Source organism: Kitasatospora sp. NPDC054939 (assembly GCF_053610105.1).
On the sequence record NZ_JBSGXP010000103.1, the window covers coordinates 12,528 to 31,422 of the forward strand.

15 protein-coding genes and 2 pseudogenes are annotated in these 18,895 nt (G+C 73.3%); 14 read left to right on the forward strand and 3 right to left on the reverse strand.

Annotated elements, in window-relative coordinates; translation table 11 throughout:
* The first annotated feature begins 293 nt into the window (after positions 1 to 293).
* From ACWGB8_RS25965 to ACWGB8_RS26015, 11 genes and pseudogenes are all read left to right on the forward strand, one after another.
* The gene (locus ACWGB8_RS25965) at positions 294 to 533 is read left to right on the forward strand and encodes a hypothetical protein (protein WP_452216004.1); all 240 of its coding nucleotides are present in this window, start codon (positions 294 to 296) and stop codon (positions 531 to 533) included.
* A gap of 423 nt (positions 534 to 956) precedes the next feature.
* Positions 957 to 1,439: pseudogene (locus tag ACWGB8_RS25970) on the forward strand (AAA family ATPase); the annotation flags it as partial.
* 103 nt (positions 1,440 to 1,542) lie between these two features.
* Complete coding sequence (locus ACWGB8_RS25975; RefSeq protein ID WP_452216005.1) at positions 1,543 to 3,612, forward strand: LuxR C-terminal-related transcriptional regulator; 2,070 nt, start codon at positions 1,543 to 1,545, stop codon at positions 3,610 to 3,612.
* 218 nt (positions 3,613 to 3,830) lie between these two features.
* Positions 3,831 to 4,760 (forward strand): SMI1/KNR4 family protein, encoded by a 930-nt coding sequence (locus ACWGB8_RS25980; RefSeq protein WP_452216006.1) that lies wholly within the window; start codon positions 3,831 to 3,833, stop codon positions 4,758 to 4,760.
* Between the two features lie 445 nt (positions 4,761 to 5,205).
* On the forward strand, positions 5,206 to 5,526 hold the full coding sequence (locus ACWGB8_RS25985) for a hypothetical protein (protein WP_452216007.1): 321 nt from the start codon (positions 5,206 to 5,208) through the stop codon (positions 5,524 to 5,526).
* A 292-nt stretch (positions 5,527 to 5,818) separates the two neighbouring features.
* Entirely contained in the window at positions 5,819 to 7,309 is a 1,491-nt protein-coding gene (locus tag ACWGB8_RS25990; protein WP_452216008.1) for a glycerophosphodiester phosphodiesterase family protein, read from the forward strand.
* Positions 7,310 to 7,434: 125 nt separating this feature from the next.
* The gene (locus ACWGB8_RS25995; protein ID WP_452216009.1) at positions 7,435 to 7,944 is read left to right on the forward strand and encodes a hypothetical protein; all 510 of its coding nucleotides are present in this window, start codon (positions 7,435 to 7,437) and stop codon (positions 7,942 to 7,944) included.
* 312 nt (positions 7,945 to 8,256) lie between these two features.
* Entirely contained in the window at positions 8,257 to 8,514 is a 258-nt protein-coding gene (locus tag ACWGB8_RS26000) for a hypothetical protein (RefSeq protein WP_452216010.1), read from the forward strand.
* 327 nt (positions 8,515 to 8,841) lie between these two features.
* A complete protein-coding gene (locus ACWGB8_RS26005) occupies positions 8,842 to 9,057 on the forward strand; it encodes a hypothetical protein (protein WP_452216011.1) in 216 nt (71 codons plus the stop codon).
* Positions 9,058 to 9,174: 117 nt separating this feature from the next.
* The gene (locus ACWGB8_RS26010) at positions 9,175 to 9,879 is read left to right on the forward strand and encodes a TetR/AcrR family transcriptional regulator (RefSeq protein ID WP_452216012.1); all 705 of its coding nucleotides are present in this window, start codon (positions 9,175 to 9,177) and stop codon (positions 9,877 to 9,879) included.
* 19 nt (positions 9,880 to 9,898) lie between these two features.
* Positions 9,899 to 10,153, forward strand: a pseudogene (locus tag ACWGB8_RS26015) (FAD-dependent oxidoreductase); the annotation flags it as partial.
* A gap of 143 nt (positions 10,154 to 10,296) precedes the next feature.
* On the opposite strand, the gene ACWGB8_RS26020 reads toward ACWGB8_RS26015, so the two are convergent.
* The 3 genes from ACWGB8_RS26020 to ACWGB8_RS26030 form a co-directional block, all read right to left on the reverse strand.
* Complete coding sequence (locus ACWGB8_RS26020) at positions 10,297 to 11,934, reverse strand: amidohydrolase (protein WP_452216013.1); 1,638 nt, start codon at positions 11,932 to 11,934, stop codon at positions 10,297 to 10,299.
* A 79-nt stretch (positions 11,935 to 12,013) separates the two neighbouring features.
* Entirely contained in the window at positions 12,014 to 13,432 is a 1,419-nt protein-coding gene (locus tag ACWGB8_RS26025; RefSeq protein WP_452216014.1) for an APC family permease, read from the reverse strand.
* A 340-nt stretch (positions 13,433 to 13,772) separates the two neighbouring features.
* Positions 13,773 to 14,408 carry a LuxR C-terminal-related transcriptional regulator gene (locus ACWGB8_RS26030; protein WP_452216015.1) on the reverse strand — a complete coding sequence of 212 codons (636 nt, stop codon included), beginning with the start codon at positions 14,406 to 14,408 and terminating at the stop codon, positions 13,773 to 13,775.
* Between the two features lie 268 nt (positions 14,409 to 14,676).
* On the opposite strand from ACWGB8_RS26030, the gene ACWGB8_RS26035 reads away from it, so the two are divergent.
* The 3 genes from ACWGB8_RS26035 (at position 14,677) to ACWGB8_RS26045 (ending at position 18,424) form a co-directional block, all read left to right on the forward strand.
* A complete protein-coding gene (locus ACWGB8_RS26035; protein WP_452216016.1) occupies positions 14,677 to 16,575 on the forward strand; it encodes a DNA/RNA non-specific endonuclease in 1,899 nt (632 codons plus the stop codon).
* Between the two features lie 248 nt (positions 16,576 to 16,823).
* Positions 16,824 to 17,834, forward strand: a complete 1,011-nt coding sequence (locus ACWGB8_RS26040; protein ID WP_452216017.1) for an AraC-like ligand-binding domain-containing protein — start codon at positions 16,824 to 16,826, stop codon at positions 17,832 to 17,834.
* Positions 17,835 to 18,067: 233 nt separating this feature from the next.
* Entirely contained in the window at positions 18,068 to 18,424 is a 357-nt protein-coding gene (locus ACWGB8_RS26045; protein ID WP_452216018.1) for a hypothetical protein, read from the forward strand.
* Positions 18,425 to 18,895 lie beyond the last annotated feature (471 nt).

Consider the following 18,895-nt stretch of genomic DNA (forward strand, 5'->3'; position numbering starts at 1 on the left):
AACCCCCCCCCACCTCCCCCACCCCCTCTTCCCCGGTCCCCTCCCTGGTGGGGCTGGTCTGCCTGGGTTGGGGGGTCGGCGCCCCCGCCCCCCCCCACCACGCGGGGCGCCGCCCGGGTGCGACCGTCGGGAGGGCGCACAGGTTGAGGGAGGGCCGTCCGCCGGCCGCGGGTGACCGCGGTGTAGAGCAGGTTCCGGCGCACACACTCCGAGAGTGTCTGCACGACGAAGCGGCCCCGGTCGGATACTTTGCGTGAGGATTCGTACACGCCTCGCAACCCTGGGAGACCATCATGACCACCGAGGAACTCGCCAAGTTCTACGCCCTCCTGACCATCCTGGAGCCGCAGACCCAGACCTGCGTCCAGGCCGCGCGCCTCGCCGAGGTGGGGACGGTGGGCGACGGCGACACCGACACCACCGTGGTGAAGCAGCTCAAGAGCCACGCCGACAAGATCGCCGCCGAGCTGGCCTCGGTGAACCCCGAGAAGCTGCAGCGCAAGGCGGCGGCGATCGCCAAGTTCCTCGTCTAGCCCAGCCTGCCCACTCGGTCCGTCGGCGTTCTTCGCCGGCGGACCGACGTGTTCGGCCGCCCGCGCGTGAACCGGCGAGGGCACCGCTGCGGCGGTGTCCACGCCCGGGCGCGGCGGTGCTGCAGGAGGCCGGCCCGGGGCGGTACGGGTTCGGGCACGCGCCGGCCGGCCAAGCCGTGTACGAGGCGCTGCCCGGACCGGTGGCATGAGGACCCACCGCCGGGTGCGGGCCGTGCTGCGCGCACAGGACCCGCGAGGGCGAGGCCGGGACGCCGGATCCGCTGCACGGCGGGGTGGCGGATCGTAACGTCGTCGGTGTGGAGCCCGCCTGTGCGGTCGCGGAGCGGCCCGGCCGGGACGACGGAGTTCAGCATGGTGGCGCAGGACGACGCCCGCGGGGCCGGGCCATACCGGCCTCCCGTGATGGTCGGCCGCGGGCAGGAGCTGCGGCTGCTGCTCGGGGCCCTGCGGCGCCCGCCTGCCGTGGTGCTGGTCGAGGGCGACGCGGGTGTCGGCAAGTCGCGGCTGATCCTGGAGGCCGGCCGGGCCCTCAGGGCGGAAGGCGCGCACGTCCTGACGGGTCTGTGCCATCCGCTGCGTGAACCGATGCCCTACGGGCCGGTGGTCGACGCGCTGCGCGGTGCGGCGCCCCTCCTGCCTCCCGACGGAGGGGTGGTCGCAGTCGCGGCACCGCTCGCCCCGCTGCTGCCGGAGCTGGAGCGGTGGCTCCCCGCCCCGCCCGCGGGGACGGCGCCGACCGCGGGCCGCCATGCGGTGGTCCGGGCGATCAGGGCGCTGCTGGAGCAGCTGGGGGCGGCGACCCTGGTGGTGGAGGACGTGCACTGGGCGGACGAGGCGACCCGTGAGTGCCTCCTGCTGCTCGCCCGGGATCTGCCGACGGGCCTGGGCCTGGTGGTGTCCCCTCCTCGACCGCTCCCGTCCCGATGCGGGACCGGGTGGCGGCCACGCCCGCGGGGACGGCGCCGTGCCTACGGCGGCCGATGTCCACGTGCTCCGAGGGGCCGGGGTTCCCCGGGCGCTGCAGGAGGTCGTCGTCGGCCGCCTGGCGACGCTGTCGGCACCCGAGCGGTCGGTGGTGGAGGCGGCGGCGGTGCTGGAGGTGCCCTCCGGCGAGCGGGTCCTGGCCGGCACGGCGGACCTGGGCGGGGACGATGCGCGGGCGGCGCTCACGAAGGTGCTGCGCAGGGGCGTGCTGAGCGAGTTCCCCGGTCTGGTGTACGGGTTCCACCACGTGCTGTACCAGCAGGCGGTCTACGACGACATCCCCGGGCCGGTGCGCACGGGGATGCACCGCCGGGCCGTCGGCGTGCTGGGGGAGGAGCCGTCGCCGCCGCTGGTGAAGATGGCCCACCACGCGCGGGCGGCCGGCGACGGGGCGGGGTGGCTGCGGTATGCGCAGGCGGCGGCCGAGCAGGCCGCGGCCGTCAGGGACGACGGCACTGCGGTGGTGCTCCTCAACGACATCCTCCGGCACCCGAACCTGGCCGCTGACGACCGTGCCCGCGCGGCGGTGGCGCTCAGCGAGGCGGTGGTGACGCGGATCGAGTACCGGAGCAGCAGCGCGCTCCTCAAGCGCATCCTCCACGACCCGCAGCTGCCGGCGACGGTGCGCGGCGAGATCAGGCTCACGCTCGGCCGGCTCATGGTCAACCAGGACGACGACCCCGACGGGCGTCGGCAGCTGGAACAGGCGATCGGGGAGCTGGGGGAGGAACGGCCGGAGAAGGCGTCGCGGGCGATGGTGGCCCTGGCCCTGATGGACGACACCCCCGCCCAGGAGCAGCGGCAGTGGCTGGAGCGTGCCGAGCGGCTGCTGGCCGGCAGCGGCGATGCGGCGGCCCGGGCCGCCTTCACCGTCAACAAGCTGTCCGGCCTGGCCTCGCGCGGTGATCCGGGCGTGTGGGCCGAGCTCGACGCGCTGGCCCGGGCGGGACCCGACCCGATCCTGTTCGAGACCGCCCGCGGCCTCTACAACGGCGGCGAGGCCGCTGCGCTCCTGGGCCACGACGACCGGGCCCGGCGCCTGGCCGAGGAGGCGCGCCGGCTGGGACTGCGGCTGGAGTCGGACATCCTGACCGGGTACGCCCGCGGCACGCTGATCCACACCTCGTGGCGGCAGGGGCGCTGGGACGAGGCGCAGGCCGAGCAGGACGCCCTGCGCGCCGACTACCCCGACCTCGTCACCGTGCAGTGGGAGGCCAGGCTGATCGCCGGGGCCACCGCCGTGGCGCGCGGCGACCTCGCGCAGGGCCTGGAGTCGCTGACCGACATCGTGCGCAGCGGCAGCGGTCGGCACATGCTGTGGGAGGCCGCGGCGTGGATCGCCAGGGTCCGCCTCACCCAGGACGACCCCGAGGCCGCCTGGGCACTGCTGGAGCGCCCGCTGGCCCAGATGCGGGCCACCGACCACTGGGCCGCGGGCCATCCGCTGATCCCGGTCGTCGTCCGCACCGCCTTGGTGCTCGGCGACACCGGCACGGCGCGCGACGTCGCGGCGAGCGCCGAGAAGGCCACCGCGGACTGCGACACACCCGCGGCCCACGCCGCCCTCCACACGGCACGAGGGCTCCTCGCCGCCGGCACCGCCCGTAGCGCCCACTTCGAGCGTGCGCTCACCGCGCGCCAGGACATCGCACGCCCCTACGACACGGCCCTGGCGATGGAGGACTGCGCCGACGCGCTGTCCGACGCCTCACCCGACCGGGCCGTCGACCTCCTCCACCGGGCCCTCGGCACCTACGAGGGCCTTCGCGCCCAGTGGGACGCAGGTCGCTGCACGCACGCCCTGCGCCGGCTGGGCGCGATCCGACCCCAGCCGCGCGGGCGGGCCGGCTACGGCAACGAACTGTCGCCGCGCGAACACCAGGTGGCCCAGTACCTGGCCCGCGGCGCGACCAACAAGGAGATCGCCCAAGCACTCTTCCTGTCCCCGCGGACCGTCGAACAGCACGTCCACAAGGTCCTGCGCAAACTCGACGTCGCCCGCGCCGACGTCCCGGGCGTCATCGCCGCGCCGGGCGACAACGGCCGTGACTCCGGTAGCAGGGGCGGCGTGTAGCGAACCGGCCGGAAGGCGGTGGCGGTGGCGGTTGCACCGAGAGTCCGTCACCGACGACGGCCACCGCGACGAACTCCGGCGCCGGCCCGCCGGCCCGCCGGCCCGCCGGCTTCGGCGCCGTGCTGCCCTGGTCGATGCCGACCGAGACGACAGTCCGGCTGCCCGGCGTGGGCTATGATCGCGGCTCGAACCGCCTTCCGACGTCAGAAGAAGCACCGGTGGACGCCAGGATCACCCGGATCCGAGCCAAGCTCGCCGTACTACCGAGCACGGAGAAGGCCGCACTGGGCCCCGTGCTCACCGAGACGCAGATCTCGGACTTCGAGGACGCCCATGGCATCCGACTGCCCGAGGAGTTCCGGCAGTTCCTCACCCGAGTCGGGCACGGCGGATACGGCCCCACGTACGGGCTGTTGCCCATGGAGCGGTGGCTCGGGCGCGGTGGCGTCGGACAGCCTGCCGAGTCGTTCCGGACCGTCCCGGACATGGACCTCCCCGCAGGTTCCGACGGCCGGGGCGACTGCGCAGGATTCCCCGGCACGATCGCGGTCGTCCACCGGGGCTGCAGCGACTTCACGCTGCTGGTCGTCACGGGACCCGGACGCGGGCGCCTGGTGGAGGTCAACGCCGAGGGCTTCTTCGCCCCTCGGTTCCACGCCGATGCCGACTTCCTTTCCTGGTATGAGCGGTGGCTCGACTTCGTCCTGACGGGACATCGGGACCTCACCTGGTTCGCCGACCAGATGGCCGGTGACGAGGACCAGCTCCTCGCAACACTCCTGGGCGACGAGCTCCCGGCGAGGCGGCGAGCCGCCGCCTACACGTTCGTCACCCACCCGGGCCCGAGCGCCACCCTTCCCTGTACGCTGCTGCGGGCGCTGGCCGCGGAGGCCCACCCGTCCGTGAGGGAATCGATCCTCCGTGCCCTCGCAGCGCAGGGAGACCACGGTCGAGACCTGCTGGCCACGGCGCCGGCCGATCCGGTGCCTGCCATGCGCACCCTCGCTGCCATCCTCATGACGACCACCACACCGCCGGGACGGGGGCTGCCTGCCCGGCGGCGGGAGGCCCTCGGAGGGCATCTGGAGCGCGAGACGGACGACTCGGTCCGGGACACCATCCAGCGCATGCTCGAACAATCGGACTGACGTGACCACGTGGCACCGCCCGGGCGCCCGATCACCTGGAGCGCGACGGCGGGCAGGGACCAGGCCGGCAGGTCCTCGATCACGAGCCGGTCGTAGCCGTACCGCTATCGGAAGTGACAGCGCGTGGGGTGGGGGTTCGCCCGATCGGAGGGCGAGGTTCGCTGAAGGCACGACCAGCCTGCCGGGGCGTCGGGACGCCGGGCGCCGCGGCTCAGGCATCAGCCGGCAAGGGAAGCATGACCTGTCTACACAAATGCCCGTTTCTCTGCTACCAATTGAAGTACCTCCTGATTCCTCGGAGGGGATGCGTCACCCGCGAATCTCCACCGTCTGGCTCGGCCGGCGGACAGCACCGCCACCCGAGATCACCTGTCGCCCGGACCTGGGCGAACCCGCATTGCGGGGATTGTCAGCGGGCAACGCAAACCATTCCTCTGGAGCACTCATGTGCGTAGGACAGAGCACCCCCCTCTCCGCCCCGGCGGGCGCGGTCACCGGAGCCATCTTCGGCCACGGCGCCAGGGCGGTCGCCGAAGACCTGGGGTTCGGAAAGCTCGCCACCGACATCATCGGCAGCCTCGCCACCATGGCCGGCACCGCCGCCGGCGGATGGCTCGTCAACACGCTGCTCGCCGACTTCGGGGTCGGCTACGCGGCGACCGGAGCCCAGGCCCTGGCGGCCGGCGCCATGCACTCGACCCTCTACGACCCCAACAGCGCATTCGGGGCCTTCGCTCGAAACCGGCTCGCGCCCGGCACTGCCTGACCGGCAGCCCCGTCCCAGAGAATTCCGTGCCGTAAGCACTCGCTTGCGGCACGTTGCCTTGCAGGCTCCATAGAACATGATGGGCGGTATCGGAACCATCACCGGAGGTAGCCGGACATGGCTCGGAGCACCTTCGGGCGCCCCGGCCGGGAGCCGGCGAGCAGGAGACGAGGGGTGGCGGCACGGGGGCCCGCCCTCAGCGGTACGCTCCTGGATGCTCGCGTTCGCGAACCGAGCGGCACCGGTCGCACACGGACCGGAGCCTGACCCCCCGACCCCTACGTTCCGGGCCATGCCGACCTCACCCCCGCACCGCGGTGCCCTCCTGGCGACCGCCCTCGCCCTCACCCTGACCGGCCTCCTCGTCGGCGCCCGCCTCAACGGTACGGGCAGCGGAGCGGGCGCCGGCCCGACGCCCGCTCAGACCGGCACCCAGGAGCGCCCCCCGTACGCCTTCGGAGGCCCCGGATCCGGCGGCGACACCCCGGCCGAACGCGCCCACCGCGACCTGCTCGACCACGGCCGCGACGCCAAGATCCTCACCGCCGCGCACCGCGGGCAGTGGCGCCACGCCCCCGAGAACTCACTGCCCGCGATCCGGGCCGCCTTCGACCAGGGCGCCGAGATCGCCGAGGTCGACATCCGGCTCACCAGGGACAACGTGCCCGTCCTGATCCACGACCCCACCGTGGACCGGACCACCGACGGGAAGGGCCGGGTCGCCGACCTGACGCTCGCCCAGATCAGGGACCTCCGCCTCAGGGAGGGCCTCGGCGGAGCCCAGGCGGCCGTCACGGACGAGCGCGTCCCCACGCTGGAGGAGGCCATGGCCCTCGCCGAGGACCGCGGCCTCGTCAACCTCGACAAGGGCTGGCCGATCCGCGCGGAGATATGGGACGTCCTGGCGAGGACCGGCACCGTGCGCAACGGCATCTACAAGAGCGAGGCCCCGGTCGCCGAGGTGAAGGACTTCCTCGCCACCCACCCCGGCGCCGTCTACATGCACAAGATCACGGACGGAAACCTGGCCGCCGTCGCCGAGTTCGGCACCGACCAGCCCGTCGCCTACGAGGTCGAGTTCGACGACATCGCGGACGCCGTCGCCCGCAAACCGTTCCTCGACGCCCTGGCGCGCCGCAGCCGGATATGGATCAACACCATGTGGAACGGCCAGGCGGACCGGATGACGGACGAGGCCTCCCTCATCGACCCGCTGCACGGCTGGGAGGCACTGGTCCGCAGCTACGGCACCACCATCGTCCAGACCGACGACGTGGAGAGGCTGGAAGCGTGGCTGCGCACCGGCCAGGGCGATCCGCTCCCCGCCGGCAGCGTGCGCGTGCAGGCCGAGGACTTCCGCCCCGGCGAGGGCACCGGCTACCACGACGACGAATCCGACAACCAGGGCGGCCTCACGCTGCGCCCCGGTGAGGGCGTCGACATCGCGGACGCCGACGGCAACGTCCGCGTCTCCCACCTGCGCGGCGGCGAGTGGCTCTCCTACGAGGTGGACGTACCCGTCACCGGCACGTACGCGCTCTCGGCCCGCGTCTCCTCCACCTACTCACCCGCCGGCACCTACACGGCCGCCTTCGACGCGGGCCCCGACAGCGGCCGGGTGGCGGTCCGCAACACGACCGGCCACGCCAAGATGGACCTCCAGGCGAGCGGCATCACCCAGCAGCTGACCGCGGGCCGCCACACGATCAAGGTGAGCCTGCCGTCGGACGCCCCCCAGAACTGGAACCTGGACTACCTCCAGCTCGACCCGGTCACCGGCTGACGGCCCCGCGCCGGTTCCGGGTCACCGCCCCGGCGGGCGCGCCCACCGCCGGGCGAATGCCCCGGGACGGGACCGGGCCGCGACTTGGATGTGCACGTCCCATCCGGACGGCCCTGAGGAGCCCCGTGTCCGCGCTTCCGTCGATCGGCGACGAGATCCCCTGCTCCCTGCTGGCCCTGAACTGCACCGTCGAGTACCAGGACCAGACCCTGAACGTCGACTTCCGCGGCGGCCTCCGGCACCACGTCGAGGCCGACCCCGACGACCCGGTCAACAGCGTCCGCCTGCGGATCGCCGACTTCAGGGTGACCGCCGAGAGCGAGAAGGGCACCATCACCCTCGACCAGAACGCTGCCGACGCGGATCCACGCAGCCTGCTGAAGCTCACCCGGCAGTTCCCGCCGAGGTACGAGCACCGGCAGGTGATGCCGGGCTTCATCACGGTGATCGCCGAGGACGTTCCGGTCGTCCTGTTCGCCAGGACCCCCCTGGTCCTGGTGGCCGACCTCGGCCGGTTCCCGCCCCGCGGCGACACGTACCGGCTGGAGCGTCCCGTCGACTTCGTCGAGATCGGCCAACCCGCATCCGTCCTCGCCCGCCTCACCGCCTTCCCGGCCGAGCAGTCCGGCCTGTAGGTACGGGCCCCGGGCATCGACGTCGGCCGTCGTCCGGGTTCCCCTCGGGGACCGCAGCGGATCCCCGGTGGCCGGTCGCTGCTCCCGCGCCTGCTCCGCCTGCTGCTCCCGGCCGTGAACTTCGACGGCCTGTCAGTTGCGGCCCGCAGCCGACCCGGCGGTCGACTCCCCGCATCCCGTGGCGGGAGCTGCGGGGGGCGCGCCACCGGCTTGCGGGCGCGGTGGAGGGCGTGTTGCAGGTCGGATGCCGCGTGACATCCGCTACCCGTTGCCGGTTCCGGCCGTTGGTCCCCTGTGTTCAGAAGCCGTCCTGTGGTGAAGAAGATCGTGGTCCTGGGCGACCGTTTCGTGATCGTGGTGGTGGGTGTCCTTCGCGCTGTTGTCGCCGTGGTGGTCCGGCTGGACGACCGGGCGGACTGCGTGGTGCGCTCGTGGGCCCGGCCGCATGTCGCGCGCCTGCGGGCGCTGGTGCGCAGAGCCGTGCAGGCCAATCGTGAAAGCGCCGTCGCCCGGTACTGCCGCGCCGACGACCGGCGCCCCCGTGGCCCCCGCCCTCCCGACGACTTGTGACCCGGGCCCGGATCCTCTTCGAGGACTACCTGTTCGACGTCGTGCCCGTCCACAGGGTCCTGGAGTTCCCGGACCTGCTGGCAGGTTGCGAGGCCCACCTCGCACTGGATCGGTCTCGGCGCCTGCTGTCCCTACGGGTCTCCCTGCCCGAGGGCTTCCGCTCGATCACTGGGCGACTCGTGAGGACGCTTCGTCGACGACGTGGCAGGTCTTTCGGGGCTGACCGGTCCTGCGGCGGGCCTGCACCCACCGTAACCTCGTCGAGCCGGTACTACTACGGGTGAGCGGGCCCACCCGTACCAGCTGGTGCGGGAGCCGGCGGAGCGGGTGAGCCGCGCCGTCAACCCGGCGGAAACGCCGCCGCTGCTCTGCCTGACGGTGGTGGAAGCGCTCGGGCTTCCGGCCGCCGCGGTCCGGGTGCCGACCCGGGGCGGGCCGCGCGAGCGGGCGGCCGGGGCGGCCCGTACCCACGCCCCGTGGGCAGCGCGGATCCGGGCGAGCGGCGCCGGTACGGACGCCCGCGCCCGGCGTCGCCGCCGCTGAGCGGTGCGGAGCGCGCCCCCTCCCGCGCCCGCAAGCCTGCATGCCCGCCCTCCTGCCCCGGAAGCGCCGCGCCGCCACCCCTGTCCTACGTCAACCGGGTTGACCTAGTCTGCGGGCATGAGTGAACGCGTTGTCCCCGAGCCGGAACGTCGGCGCCGGCGGCCCACCAAGCAGGGCGTCGTCCTCTCCGCGTCGCTGATCGTCGACACCGCGCTCCGGCTGATCGGCCAGCACGGCGCCGAAGCGCTCACCGTGCGGCGCCTCGGAGCCGCGCTCGGCGCCGACCCCAGCGCCGTCTACCGCTACTTCCGCAGCACCGACGACCTGCTGCTCGCCATCGCCGACGAGCTCATCGGCCGCGCCCAGGCCGGCTGGCGGGCCACCGGCGACTGGCGGGCCGACCTGCGCGCCATCGGCCTGCGCATCCACGCCGCCTACCAGGCCCACCCGCAGGCCGCCCTGCTGGCCGCCCACCGCACGACCGGGCGCACCCACGAGATCGCCGCCGTCGAGGCCATCCTCGGCGTCCTGCGCACCGCGGGCTTCCCCGACCCCGAGGCGGTGCGGATCTACCACGCCTTCGTCGACCAGAGCCTCGGCTTCGCGGCCCTCGACGCCGCCGCCCTCGCCCTGCCCGCCGCCGCCGCGCAGGCGGACCTCCGGGTCTGGCACGCCTCCTACGCCCGGCTCGACGCCGCCACCAACCCGCACATCGCCGCCACCGCCCACCTCCTCACCACCGACATGCGCCGCAGCGGATACCCCTACGCTCTCGAACTCCTCCTCGACGCCGCCGAGGCACGTCTGGCCGCCGGGTCCTGAACGGCGGCCCAGGGGGCCGGGGAACCACGGGCAGGGAGTCGGCGCGACCCGCTTCGGCGCCGAGGTGATGCTCGACCTGCTCGCGGGCCGGCGCACCGAGCGCACCGGGCTGGAGATGGTCCGCTGCAAGCCGCTGCCGTTCCCGCCCGGACCGGCCCGCTCGATCGGCATCGGGATCACCCTGTGGGCGCTCACCCGCGCCGACGCCGGCGCCGGGCGGCGCAACCTCTGGCTGCGCGCCCTGGACCGCTTCGGCCTCGGGTTCGACAGCTGACGGCAGGACCGCGACGGCACCCGGGAACGCGACGGCACCCGGGAACGCGACGGCCCCCGGGAACGTGAGGGCCCCGGCGCCTCGGAGCGGTGAACACCGCCGAGGTGCCGGGGGCCGTCACGTGCCGGCGCGGGCGCGTCCGGTCAGTCCGCCGTGTGGACCAGCTCGCCGCCCACGTAGGTGCGCAGGACCCGGGCGTGGGCGATCTCCCCGGCGGGGGCGGTGAGGATGTCGCGGTCGAGGACGACGAGGTCCGCCAGGTTGCCGGGGGCGAGGACGCCGGCGTCGTCGTGGCCGTTCACGTGGGCGGACCCGGCCGTGTACGCGGCGATGGCGGAGGCCAGGTCGAGGCGCTGCTCGGGGAGGAAGACCCGGCCGTCGGTGGCCTCCGGCTCCATCCGGTTGACGGCCACGTGCAGGCCGGCGATCGGGTCCGGGCTGCTCACCGGCCAGTCGCTGCCGGCCGCCAGGGTGGCGCCCGCGCGCTGGAGCGCGCCGAACGGGTACTGCCGGGCGGCGCGCTCGGGGCCGAGGAAGGGGATGGTCAGCTCGTCCATCTGCGGCTCGTGGGCGGCCCACAGCGGTTGGATGTTGGCGATCGCGCCCAGCCGCGCGAAGCGGGTCAGGTCGTCCGGGTGGACCACCTGGAGATGGGCGAGGTGGTGCCTGGTGCCGCGGTGTCCGTTGGCGGCGCGGGCGGCCTCGACGGCGTCCAGCGCCTCGCGGACGGCCCGGTCGCCCAGGGCGTGGAAGTGCACCTGGAAGCCGAGCGCGTCCAGCTCGGTGACGTACCCGCACAGGGCCTTCGGATCGACGAAGCTGAGGCCGGAGTTGGCGGTGGCGCAGCCGCAGCCGTCCAGGTACGGGCTGGTCATCGCGGCGGTGAAGTTCTCCGCGATGCCGTCCTGCATGATCTTCACCGAGCCGGCCCGGAACCGCCCGTGGCTCAACCCCTCCCGCCGCCGCACCAGTTCGGGGATCTGCTCGGCACCCCGGTCGCGGTCCCACCAGAGCGCGCCGGTCACCCGGGCGGTCAGCGCCCCGGAGCGGGCGGCGGCCAGGTAGGCGTCGGACGGGTCCGGCTGGCCGTTGAACACGCCGAGCAGCGCGTCCTGCCAGCCGGTGATGCCGAGCGAGTGCAGCAGCCGCTGCGCCCGCAGCAGGCCGTCCAGGCGCTCCGCGGCGGTGGCCGACGGCACCAGCCGGGCGACCAGCGCGGTGGCGCCCTCCTGCAGCACGCCGCTCGGGGTGCCGTCGGCCTCGCGCTCGATCCGCCCGTCGGCCGGGTCCGGGGTGTTCCGGGTGACCCCGGCGAGCTCCAGGGCCCGGGTGTTGGCCCAGGCGCCGTGGTGGTCGCGGTTGGTGAGGTACACCGGGCGGTCGGGGACGACGGCGTCGAGCAGCTGACGGGTCGGCAGCCCGCCCTCGAAGCTCTCCAGCGACCAGCCGCTGCCGGTGATCCACACCCGGCCGGGGTTGGCCTCGGCGTAGGCGCGGATCCGCTCCAGGTAGTCGGCGACGCCGACGGTACCGGTGAGGTCGCAGAGCGCCGACTCGACGCCGCCGTAGACGGCGTGGACGTGCGCGTCCTGGAAGCCAGGCAGCAGCAGCCTGCCGGTGAGGTCGACGACCTCCGTCCGCGGCCCGATCAGCTCCCGGACCTCGTCGTGGCCGACGGCGGTGATCCGCTCGCCGGTCACGGCCAGGCCGGTCGCCCGGGTGCGGGCGGCATCGCCGGTGTGCACGGGGCCGCGGGTGAAGACCAGGTCGGCCACGGTCATGGGTGGTGCTCCGTTCTCTCGGTGCGTTGTGCAAAGGGTGCGTTGTGCGAGGGTGCGTTGTGCGAAGGGTGCAGGTAGGTCAGGGCGTGTCGCGGAGGAAGTACGGCGAGCGCCGCCGCCAGCGGGCCCAGGCCGCCGCCGGCAGCCCGGAGACGATCATCAGCACCGGCACGGACAGCGCGAACCACCCGTTGTCGGCGGTCAGTTCGAAATGGTCGGCGGAGTCGTAGAACGTCCAGGCGAGGTAGCCGCCGACGGCGAGCAGCGCCGCCGCGCCGAGCAGCGGGCCGACCACCGCGCGCAGCCCCGCGAGCAGGTCGGTGCGCAGGAGGTGGCGGAACCGGACGGCGGCGGCGACGGCCGTCAGCGCGTAGTAGAGCGCGACGACGATGCCGATCGCGTTGACGGCGGCCGAGATCAGGTCGTTGACGGTCGGGATGACCATGGAGGCGAGCGCCAGGGCCACCGCGATGCCGGTGATCAGCACGGTGCCGGCGGCGGGCGTGAGGTGCCGGGGGTGCAGCCGGGTCCAGACCGGCCCGAGCACGCCGTCGCGCCCCATCGCGTACATCCCGCGGGCGGTCGGGATCACCGAGGACTGCAGCGACGCCGCCGCGGAGAACATCAGCGCGATCAACGGGAGTGCGGCCAGCGGCTGCTGGGCGAGTTGCGCGCCGAAGTAGGTGAGCCCGTGCGCGCCGTTGTCGGCCAGTTCCTCGGGCGGCAGGACCCGCTGGAAGGCCGTGCCGGCGAGCAGGAACATCAGCATCATCACGACCAGGGCGAGCAGGCCGCCGCGGGAGGCGTCGCGGGGGTCGCGCACCTCCTCGCCGACGCTGAACACCGACTCGAAGCCCCAGTAGCAGAACACCGCCAGCACCATGCCCTGCGCGAGGGCGTCGAAGGACGGGATGTCGAAGGGGTTGTACCACTGGAGGGAGAACGGCCGGTCGCCGGCGAACAGACCGTATCCGCAGAAGCCGAGCAGCACCGCGTACTCGAACACCAGCAGGGCCTTCTGCAGCCGGGCGGCCATGGCGAGCCCGCGGACCGCGACCAGGGCGGCACCGATCAGGACGAGCAGGCCGAGGAGGGTGCACTGGACGGTCGAGTCCGCGTCCAGGCGCAGGCCCGCGACGCTGCGGACGTGGGCCAGGTCGAGGAGCTGGATGATCGACGAGCCGGTGACCGTCGTGGTGTAGGCCATGAAGACCACCGTGCCGACCGTGTTCAGCCAGCCGGTGAGGAAACCCAGCCAGGGGCTGAGCAGGCGGCCCACCCAGTGGTAGCTGCTGCCGGCGTCCGGCTCCGCCGCGTTGAGCCGCCCGTAGCCGACCGCGATCGCGAGCACCGGCAGGAAGGCCAGCAGCATGATCGCGGGGAGGTGCAGGCCGACGATTCCGGCCATCAGGCCGAGGCCGATGCCGATACTGCTGGTGGCCGCCGTGCTGGAGGCGGCGATCGCCGCTCCGTCCAGTAGGCCGAGGGACCGACGCATGGCGACGGGGGACGTGTTCGTGTCCGGTCTCGAACCGCTGCCCGTGGACTTCACCGTCGATGCCAACGGATCACCGCCTCGCTCGTGGGGGTGTGGGGGTGGGGGAGAAGTGCGAGCCATGAAACCGGCGGTGCCGCCACACGTCAATGCTGTTGTCATAAGGGTCCGTTATAAGGGCCCGGACGCCCACGGCCCGGTCATGACGTCCCCCGGGACCGCGTCCGTCCGGGAGGTCGGTCAGCGGTCGCGTCCGGGGTGGCTCGGGGCGACGACCGCCATGAGCTCGGCGGCGGCGCCCATCTGGAGGAGATGGCGGATCCAGCCGGACGGGGGGAGGCCGCTACCTGTCCGGTCGTCCGGTCCGGGGGCGCGGTGCGATGTCGTGGGTGATGGCGAACCTGGTCAGGTCGGCGCGCCGCCGCGAGCCGATCTTGTCGCGCAGCCGGTCGAGGTGCGAGTGCACCGTGTGCTCGCTGATCCCGAGGCGCTCGGCGATGCCGTGGTCGGTCTCGCCGCCGGCTACCAGCTCCAGGACCTGGCTCTCGCGGTCGGTCAGGTGGCAGGAGCAGTCCTCCTGGTAGGAGGGCACGGCCAGGGCGGCGGAGACGTAGGCGCAGCCGGCGGCCACCAGGCCGACCGCGGCCAGGACTTCGGGCTCGCCCGCCTGCCGGCTGAGGCAGCCGCGCGCACCGGCCCGCATCACCTGGGCGATGTCGCCCAGGGGGCCGGTGCACAGGACGAGCACCGCCGCGCCCCGGCCGGCGAGCCGGCCGACCACGGCGGAGAGCAGCGCGGGCTGGATCTGGAGGTCCAGCAGGACGACGTCGCCGGGTTCCAGCGCGGCCTCGGCCGCGTCGGCGTCCTGCGCGCAGACGGTCAGGGCGAGGCCCGGCGCGGAGTCGATCATCTCGACCAGGCCCCGGCATAACAGCGGGCAGTCACTGACGACGGCTACCCGTCTCGCTTCGGTGCTCATGGCAGACCCCGGACGTCCACGGCCTCTCGGCACCAGTCTTCGCCGTTCCGGTCCGCCCCGCACCCGGAGCGCCGCGGAGCCCGGCTGGCCGGGTGGCCGGCCGGGGCCGGACTACCCAGGCGGGAGTGGGCAGTTCCACCCTGTCGTGGCTTCCGCGTCACGGACCAGACTGAAGCAGTCAACGGCCGGTCGGCGGAGCGAGGGAACAGGCGGAGCGAGGGAACAGGCGGAGCGAGGGAACAGGGACACGGAACGGGGTCAAGAGGACATGTCGAAGAAGAACGGCTACCGGCCGCCCAGGTCGGTGCAGCAGGCACAGGAAGAGAAGCTCATCGAGTCGCTCCGGGCGTACATCCGAGCCAACGGGGCGGCCTACCTTGAGGATCCGAACGTCTCGTCCGTCGGGATCGGTTACCTGACGAACGACGCGGGGGAGGGCCGGCTCGGGCTCCAGTTCACCGTCGACCGGAAGGCGGAGCTGGAGAGCCTGGACGCGCTGGGGACGGAGCCGTTGCCCGAGTCCGTCATCGTCGACGGCATCGAGGTGCCGACCCAGGTCGTCGAGCGCTCGTACGCCCCGCAGTACGAGGTGCTGGCCGAGGGCGAGGCCGAGCCCCCGGACCGCAAGAAGCGCCTCGACCCGGTCGTTCCCGGCGCGAGCGTCGGCAACATCCGGATCGCGGTCGGCACGCTCGGCAGCGCCGGCACCATCGGCTGCATCGTCTACGACCGCAGGGACGGCACGCCCTACGTGCTGAGCAACTGGCACGTCCTGCACACGCCGATCGGCCTGGTCGGGGACGAGTGCGTCCAGCCCGGCTGCCGCGACGACAACCGGGTCCTCCAGAACCGCATCGGCACGCTGGCCCGCTCCCACGTGGGCACGGACGGCGACTGCGCGGTGGCCTCCCTCAGCGGGCGCCGCTTCGACCCCGCGATCCTCGGCCTGGGCGTCGTGCCCACGCGGCTCGGCGTACCGGCCCTCGGGGACAAGGTGGTCAAGAGCGGCCGGACCACCGGCGTGACCCACGGCGTGGTCCGGCGGATCGACGTCCTGTCCAAGATCAACTACGGCGGCACGGTCGGTCCGCAGCGGATCGGCTGCTTCGAGATCGGCGTCGACCCCGACTTCCCGCCCCCGGACGGCGAGATCAGCCAGCGCGGTGACTCGGGCGCGGTCTGGATGTTCACCGAGGCCGACGGGACGCCGACCGACGTGCTCGCGGGCCTCCACTTCGGCGGCGAGGGCGACGGGAACCGGGACGAGTTCGCGCTGGCCTGCCCGCCGGGCCCGGTCTTCGCGAAGTTGGAGATCGGTCTCACACCGCCCCCGCCCGCGGCCCTGGAGGCGCTGGGCGAAGGGTACGACCCGGGATTCCTGATGCGGCGGATCCAGACCCCCGAGCTCCACCCGAAGATCGAGAACGACGCCGTGCGGGTGGACGGCTCCGAGGTCATCCACCACACCCACTTCTCCCTCGCGCAGAGCGTCTCCCGGCGGTTCGCGTTCTGGGTCGCCTGGAACGTCGACGGCGGCACGCTCAGGCAGCTCGACCGCGCACAGTTCAAGCTGGATCCCAAGGTCCCATCCGAGCACCAGGTCGACAACGAGCTGTACCGGAACAAGAACGGACGCATCAACCGGCTGGACCGCGGACACATCGCCCGCCGGGCGGACGTGATCTGGGGCAACCCGGCCGAGGCCAGGAAGGCCAACAGCGACTCGTTCTTCTACACCAACATCACGCCGCAGATGGACGACTTCAACCAGAGCACCAGGAACGGGCTCTGGGGCCGCCTGGAGGACGCCGTGTTCGAGGAGGTGAACGTCGACGACCTGCGGATCAGTGTCTTCGGCGGTCCGGTCTTCCAGGACGACGACCGCCTGTTCCGTGGTGTCCGGATCCCCCGCGAGTACTGGAAGGTGATCGTCTACTCGGAGCAGGGCGACCTGCGGGCCAAGGCCTTCCTGCTGACCCAGAGCCTCGAGCAGATCGAGGCGCTCGACCTCGACGAGTTCCGGACCTTCCAGGTCACCATCACCGAGCTGGAGGAACGCACCCACCTGCGCTTCGACCCCGAGATGCACGACGCCGACACCCTCGCGGCGCCGGAGAGCCTGGCCGACCGCGCTCCGCTGGACTCGCTCGTCGGCATCTGGGGCTGACCCGCGCCGCCCCCGGCCCGGCACCGGCAGGACCCTGTGTGGCCCTGCCGGTGCCGCTCACGTTCCGGGGCGGGCCGCCTCTCCGCCGCCCCCGACACAGATCGCCACCGTCAACTTTGAGGTGTCCACGTTCGTTAGCGGATCGGCGCACCGTCGGGGGCACGGTGCGCCACCCCGGCCGGCGCCCGACGTGGCGGCCGGGGTCGGAGCGGTTCCGGTCGGGTGCCCCCGCAGGAGGGGAGTAGGCCATGGACGTGATCACCCTGCACAGCAGGGACGTACCGGCGGAACACCGGTTCGAGTGGTGGTGCGACCTGATCAGCCGTGATGTGGCACCGACCCGGATCAGTACCGACCACGTCACCGACTTCCACGCCGCCGCCGGGGCGGTGGACCTGGGACCGGTGCAGCTGAGCGCGCTGTCCTTCCCGCCACTGCGCTCGACCCGGACACCCGCGCTGATCCGGCGCTCGGACCCCGAGGTCTACGAGCTCGCCCTGATCATGGGCAGCGAGATGTGGATCTCCCAGGCCCGCAACGAGACCCGGATACGGGCCGGCGACCTGGTGCTGTGGGAGACCTCGCACCCGTTCGACGGCCGGGGGCTGAGCGGGAACGACCAGTCCCGCGCCATCATCCTGCACCTGCCGCGCGCCACACTCCCGCTGCCCGCCACGCGGGTGGACCGGCTCCTCGCCCAGGCCATGCCCGCCCGCTCGGGCATGGGCGCGATCCTCGCCCGCTACCTCAGGAGCGTGCTCCGGGAGGCGCCCACCCTGGACCGCGCCGACGCCGAACGGCTGGGCCGCACCGCGTGGGACCTCGCCGCCGCCTTCCTCGCCCACCGCCTCGGCACCCAGGAGCGCCTCCCGGTGGAGAGCCGGCGCCAGGCGCTGCTGGCCCGCATCGACACGTTCATCGACCACCACCTCTCCGACTCCGGGCTGACCCCGCCGACCGTCGCCGCCCGGCACCACATCTCGGTGCGCTCCCTGCACCTGCTGTTCCAGCAGCGCGGGGAGGGCGTCGCGGCCCGGATCAGGCGCCGGCGCCTGGAGCACTGCCGCGCCGACCTCGCCGACCCGCTCCAGCGCACGCTGCCGATCAGGGCCGTCGCGGCCCGGTACGGCTTCGCCTCCGCCGCGGACTTCTCCCGCGCCTTCCGGGCCGCGTACGGCATGCCGCCGAGCGAGTACCGACGCGCGGCGCTCGATGCCGCCGCTGCACGCGGCGACAACAGAACCTGCGCTGTCCGCTAACGACCGGGCACCACCGCCGTCGGCACACTTCAGGAGCCGGCTGCTCCTCCACACGCCCGTCCGCGGCGGCGGAGGACGCGACGCCCGAACAAGGCTCCGGCCGGCGACCTGTCCCTGCGCCGGCCGGTACGCGCCGGCAGCACCACGCATCGGCACCACGTCCCAGCAGTACGCATCAGCACCACATGTCCGCACGACGTCGATCGACGGTCCGAACGACAAGGGGAACCGCAATGCGCAGGACGCACAAGCTCGCACTGTCCGCGGTGATGGCCGGCGCCGCCGTCTTCGCCCTGGCCGCTCCGGCCTCGGCCTCGTCCATCTCTACCCCGGGAGGCGGCGCCTTCGCCTACTACGACCCGAACAAGAACATGTTCGGCCTCCAGGACTCCAAGGCCGACGGGAACAGCGTCTTCATCGAGTACTGGGTCAACGGCCAGAAGCAGTCCCGGATCGTGAACTACAACGGCAACGGCTCGTGGCGCGACTACTACATCGCGGGCGACGGCCTGCCCTTGCGCTGGAAGCTCTGTGTCGACATCTCGTGGGCCCCGGACGTCTGCTCCGGGACCCTCTACGAGACGGTCTGACCGACACCAAGACCGGTTCCGACTCCGGTCCCGGTCCGGCGGGCCGACCCGTCACACCCGCAGGCCGTCCGCCCTCCCCTTCGGGAGGACGGACGGCCTCCGGCCGTGCCCCCGGGGCGGCGAACCGCCGTACCCCTCAGCAGGCGGCCGGGACGCGGACAGCACCGTGCCGACCACGCGCAGGCCGAGGGGCAGCGGCGCCGCTCCCCTCACGTCCTCAAGGCCCAGCGCATCGCGCCGTCCCACTGCCAGCCCCTGCGTGAGATGTTCCGGCGGCGAGGGCCGCAGCCGCCCAAGGCCGTGGCGGCCTCGGGCGACTGCGGATTCTGCCCGGTCGCGCCGGCTTCTGTGGGGCGGTCAGGCTGGCCAACCGCTCCCGGCAGCAGTGGACTCGGCGAATTCGGCGAAGGTCCGCGGCGGGCGACCAAGGGCGCGCTGCACGCCGTCGGAGACGTACTCGTCCGCACCCTC

Excerpts from the sequence above, each read along its gene's own strand:
- ACWGB8_RS25965 (WP_452216004.1), top strand. The coding sequence starts at position 294 with ATGACCACCGAGGAACTCGCCAAGTTCTACGCCCTCCTGACCATCCTG.
- ACWGB8_RS25985 (WP_452216007.1), top strand. The coding sequence starts at position 5,206 with ATGTGCGTAGGACAGAGCACCCCCCTCTCCGCCCCGGCGGGCGCGGTC.
- ACWGB8_RS25990 (WP_452216008.1), top strand. The coding sequence starts at position 5,819 with ATGCCGACCTCACCCCCGCACCGCGGTGCCCTCCTGGCGACCGCCCTC.
- ACWGB8_RS26010 (WP_452216012.1), top strand. The coding sequence starts at position 9,175 with ATGAGTGAACGCGTTGTCCCCGAGCCGGAACGTCGGCGCCGGCGGCCC.
- ACWGB8_RS26020 (WP_452216013.1), bottom strand. The coding sequence starts at position 11,934 with ATGACCGTGGCCGACCTGGTCTTCACCCGCGGCCCCGTGCACACCGGC.
- ACWGB8_RS26025 (WP_452216014.1), bottom strand. The coding sequence starts at position 13,432 with ATGCGTCGGTCCCTCGGCCTACTGGACGGAGCGGCGATCGCCGCCTCC.
- ACWGB8_RS26030 (WP_452216015.1), bottom strand. The coding sequence starts at position 14,408 with ATGAGCACCGAAGCGAGACGGGTAGCCGTCGTCAGTGACTGCCCGCTG.
- ACWGB8_RS26035 (WP_452216016.1), top strand. The coding sequence starts at position 14,677 with ATGTCGAAGAAGAACGGCTACCGGCCGCCCAGGTCGGTGCAGCAGGCA.
- ACWGB8_RS26040 (WP_452216017.1), top strand. The coding sequence starts at position 16,824 with ATGGACGTGATCACCCTGCACAGCAGGGACGTACCGGCGGAACACCGG.
- ACWGB8_RS26045 (WP_452216018.1), top strand. The coding sequence starts at position 18,068 with ATGCGCAGGACGCACAAGCTCGCACTGTCCGCGGTGATGGCCGGCGCC.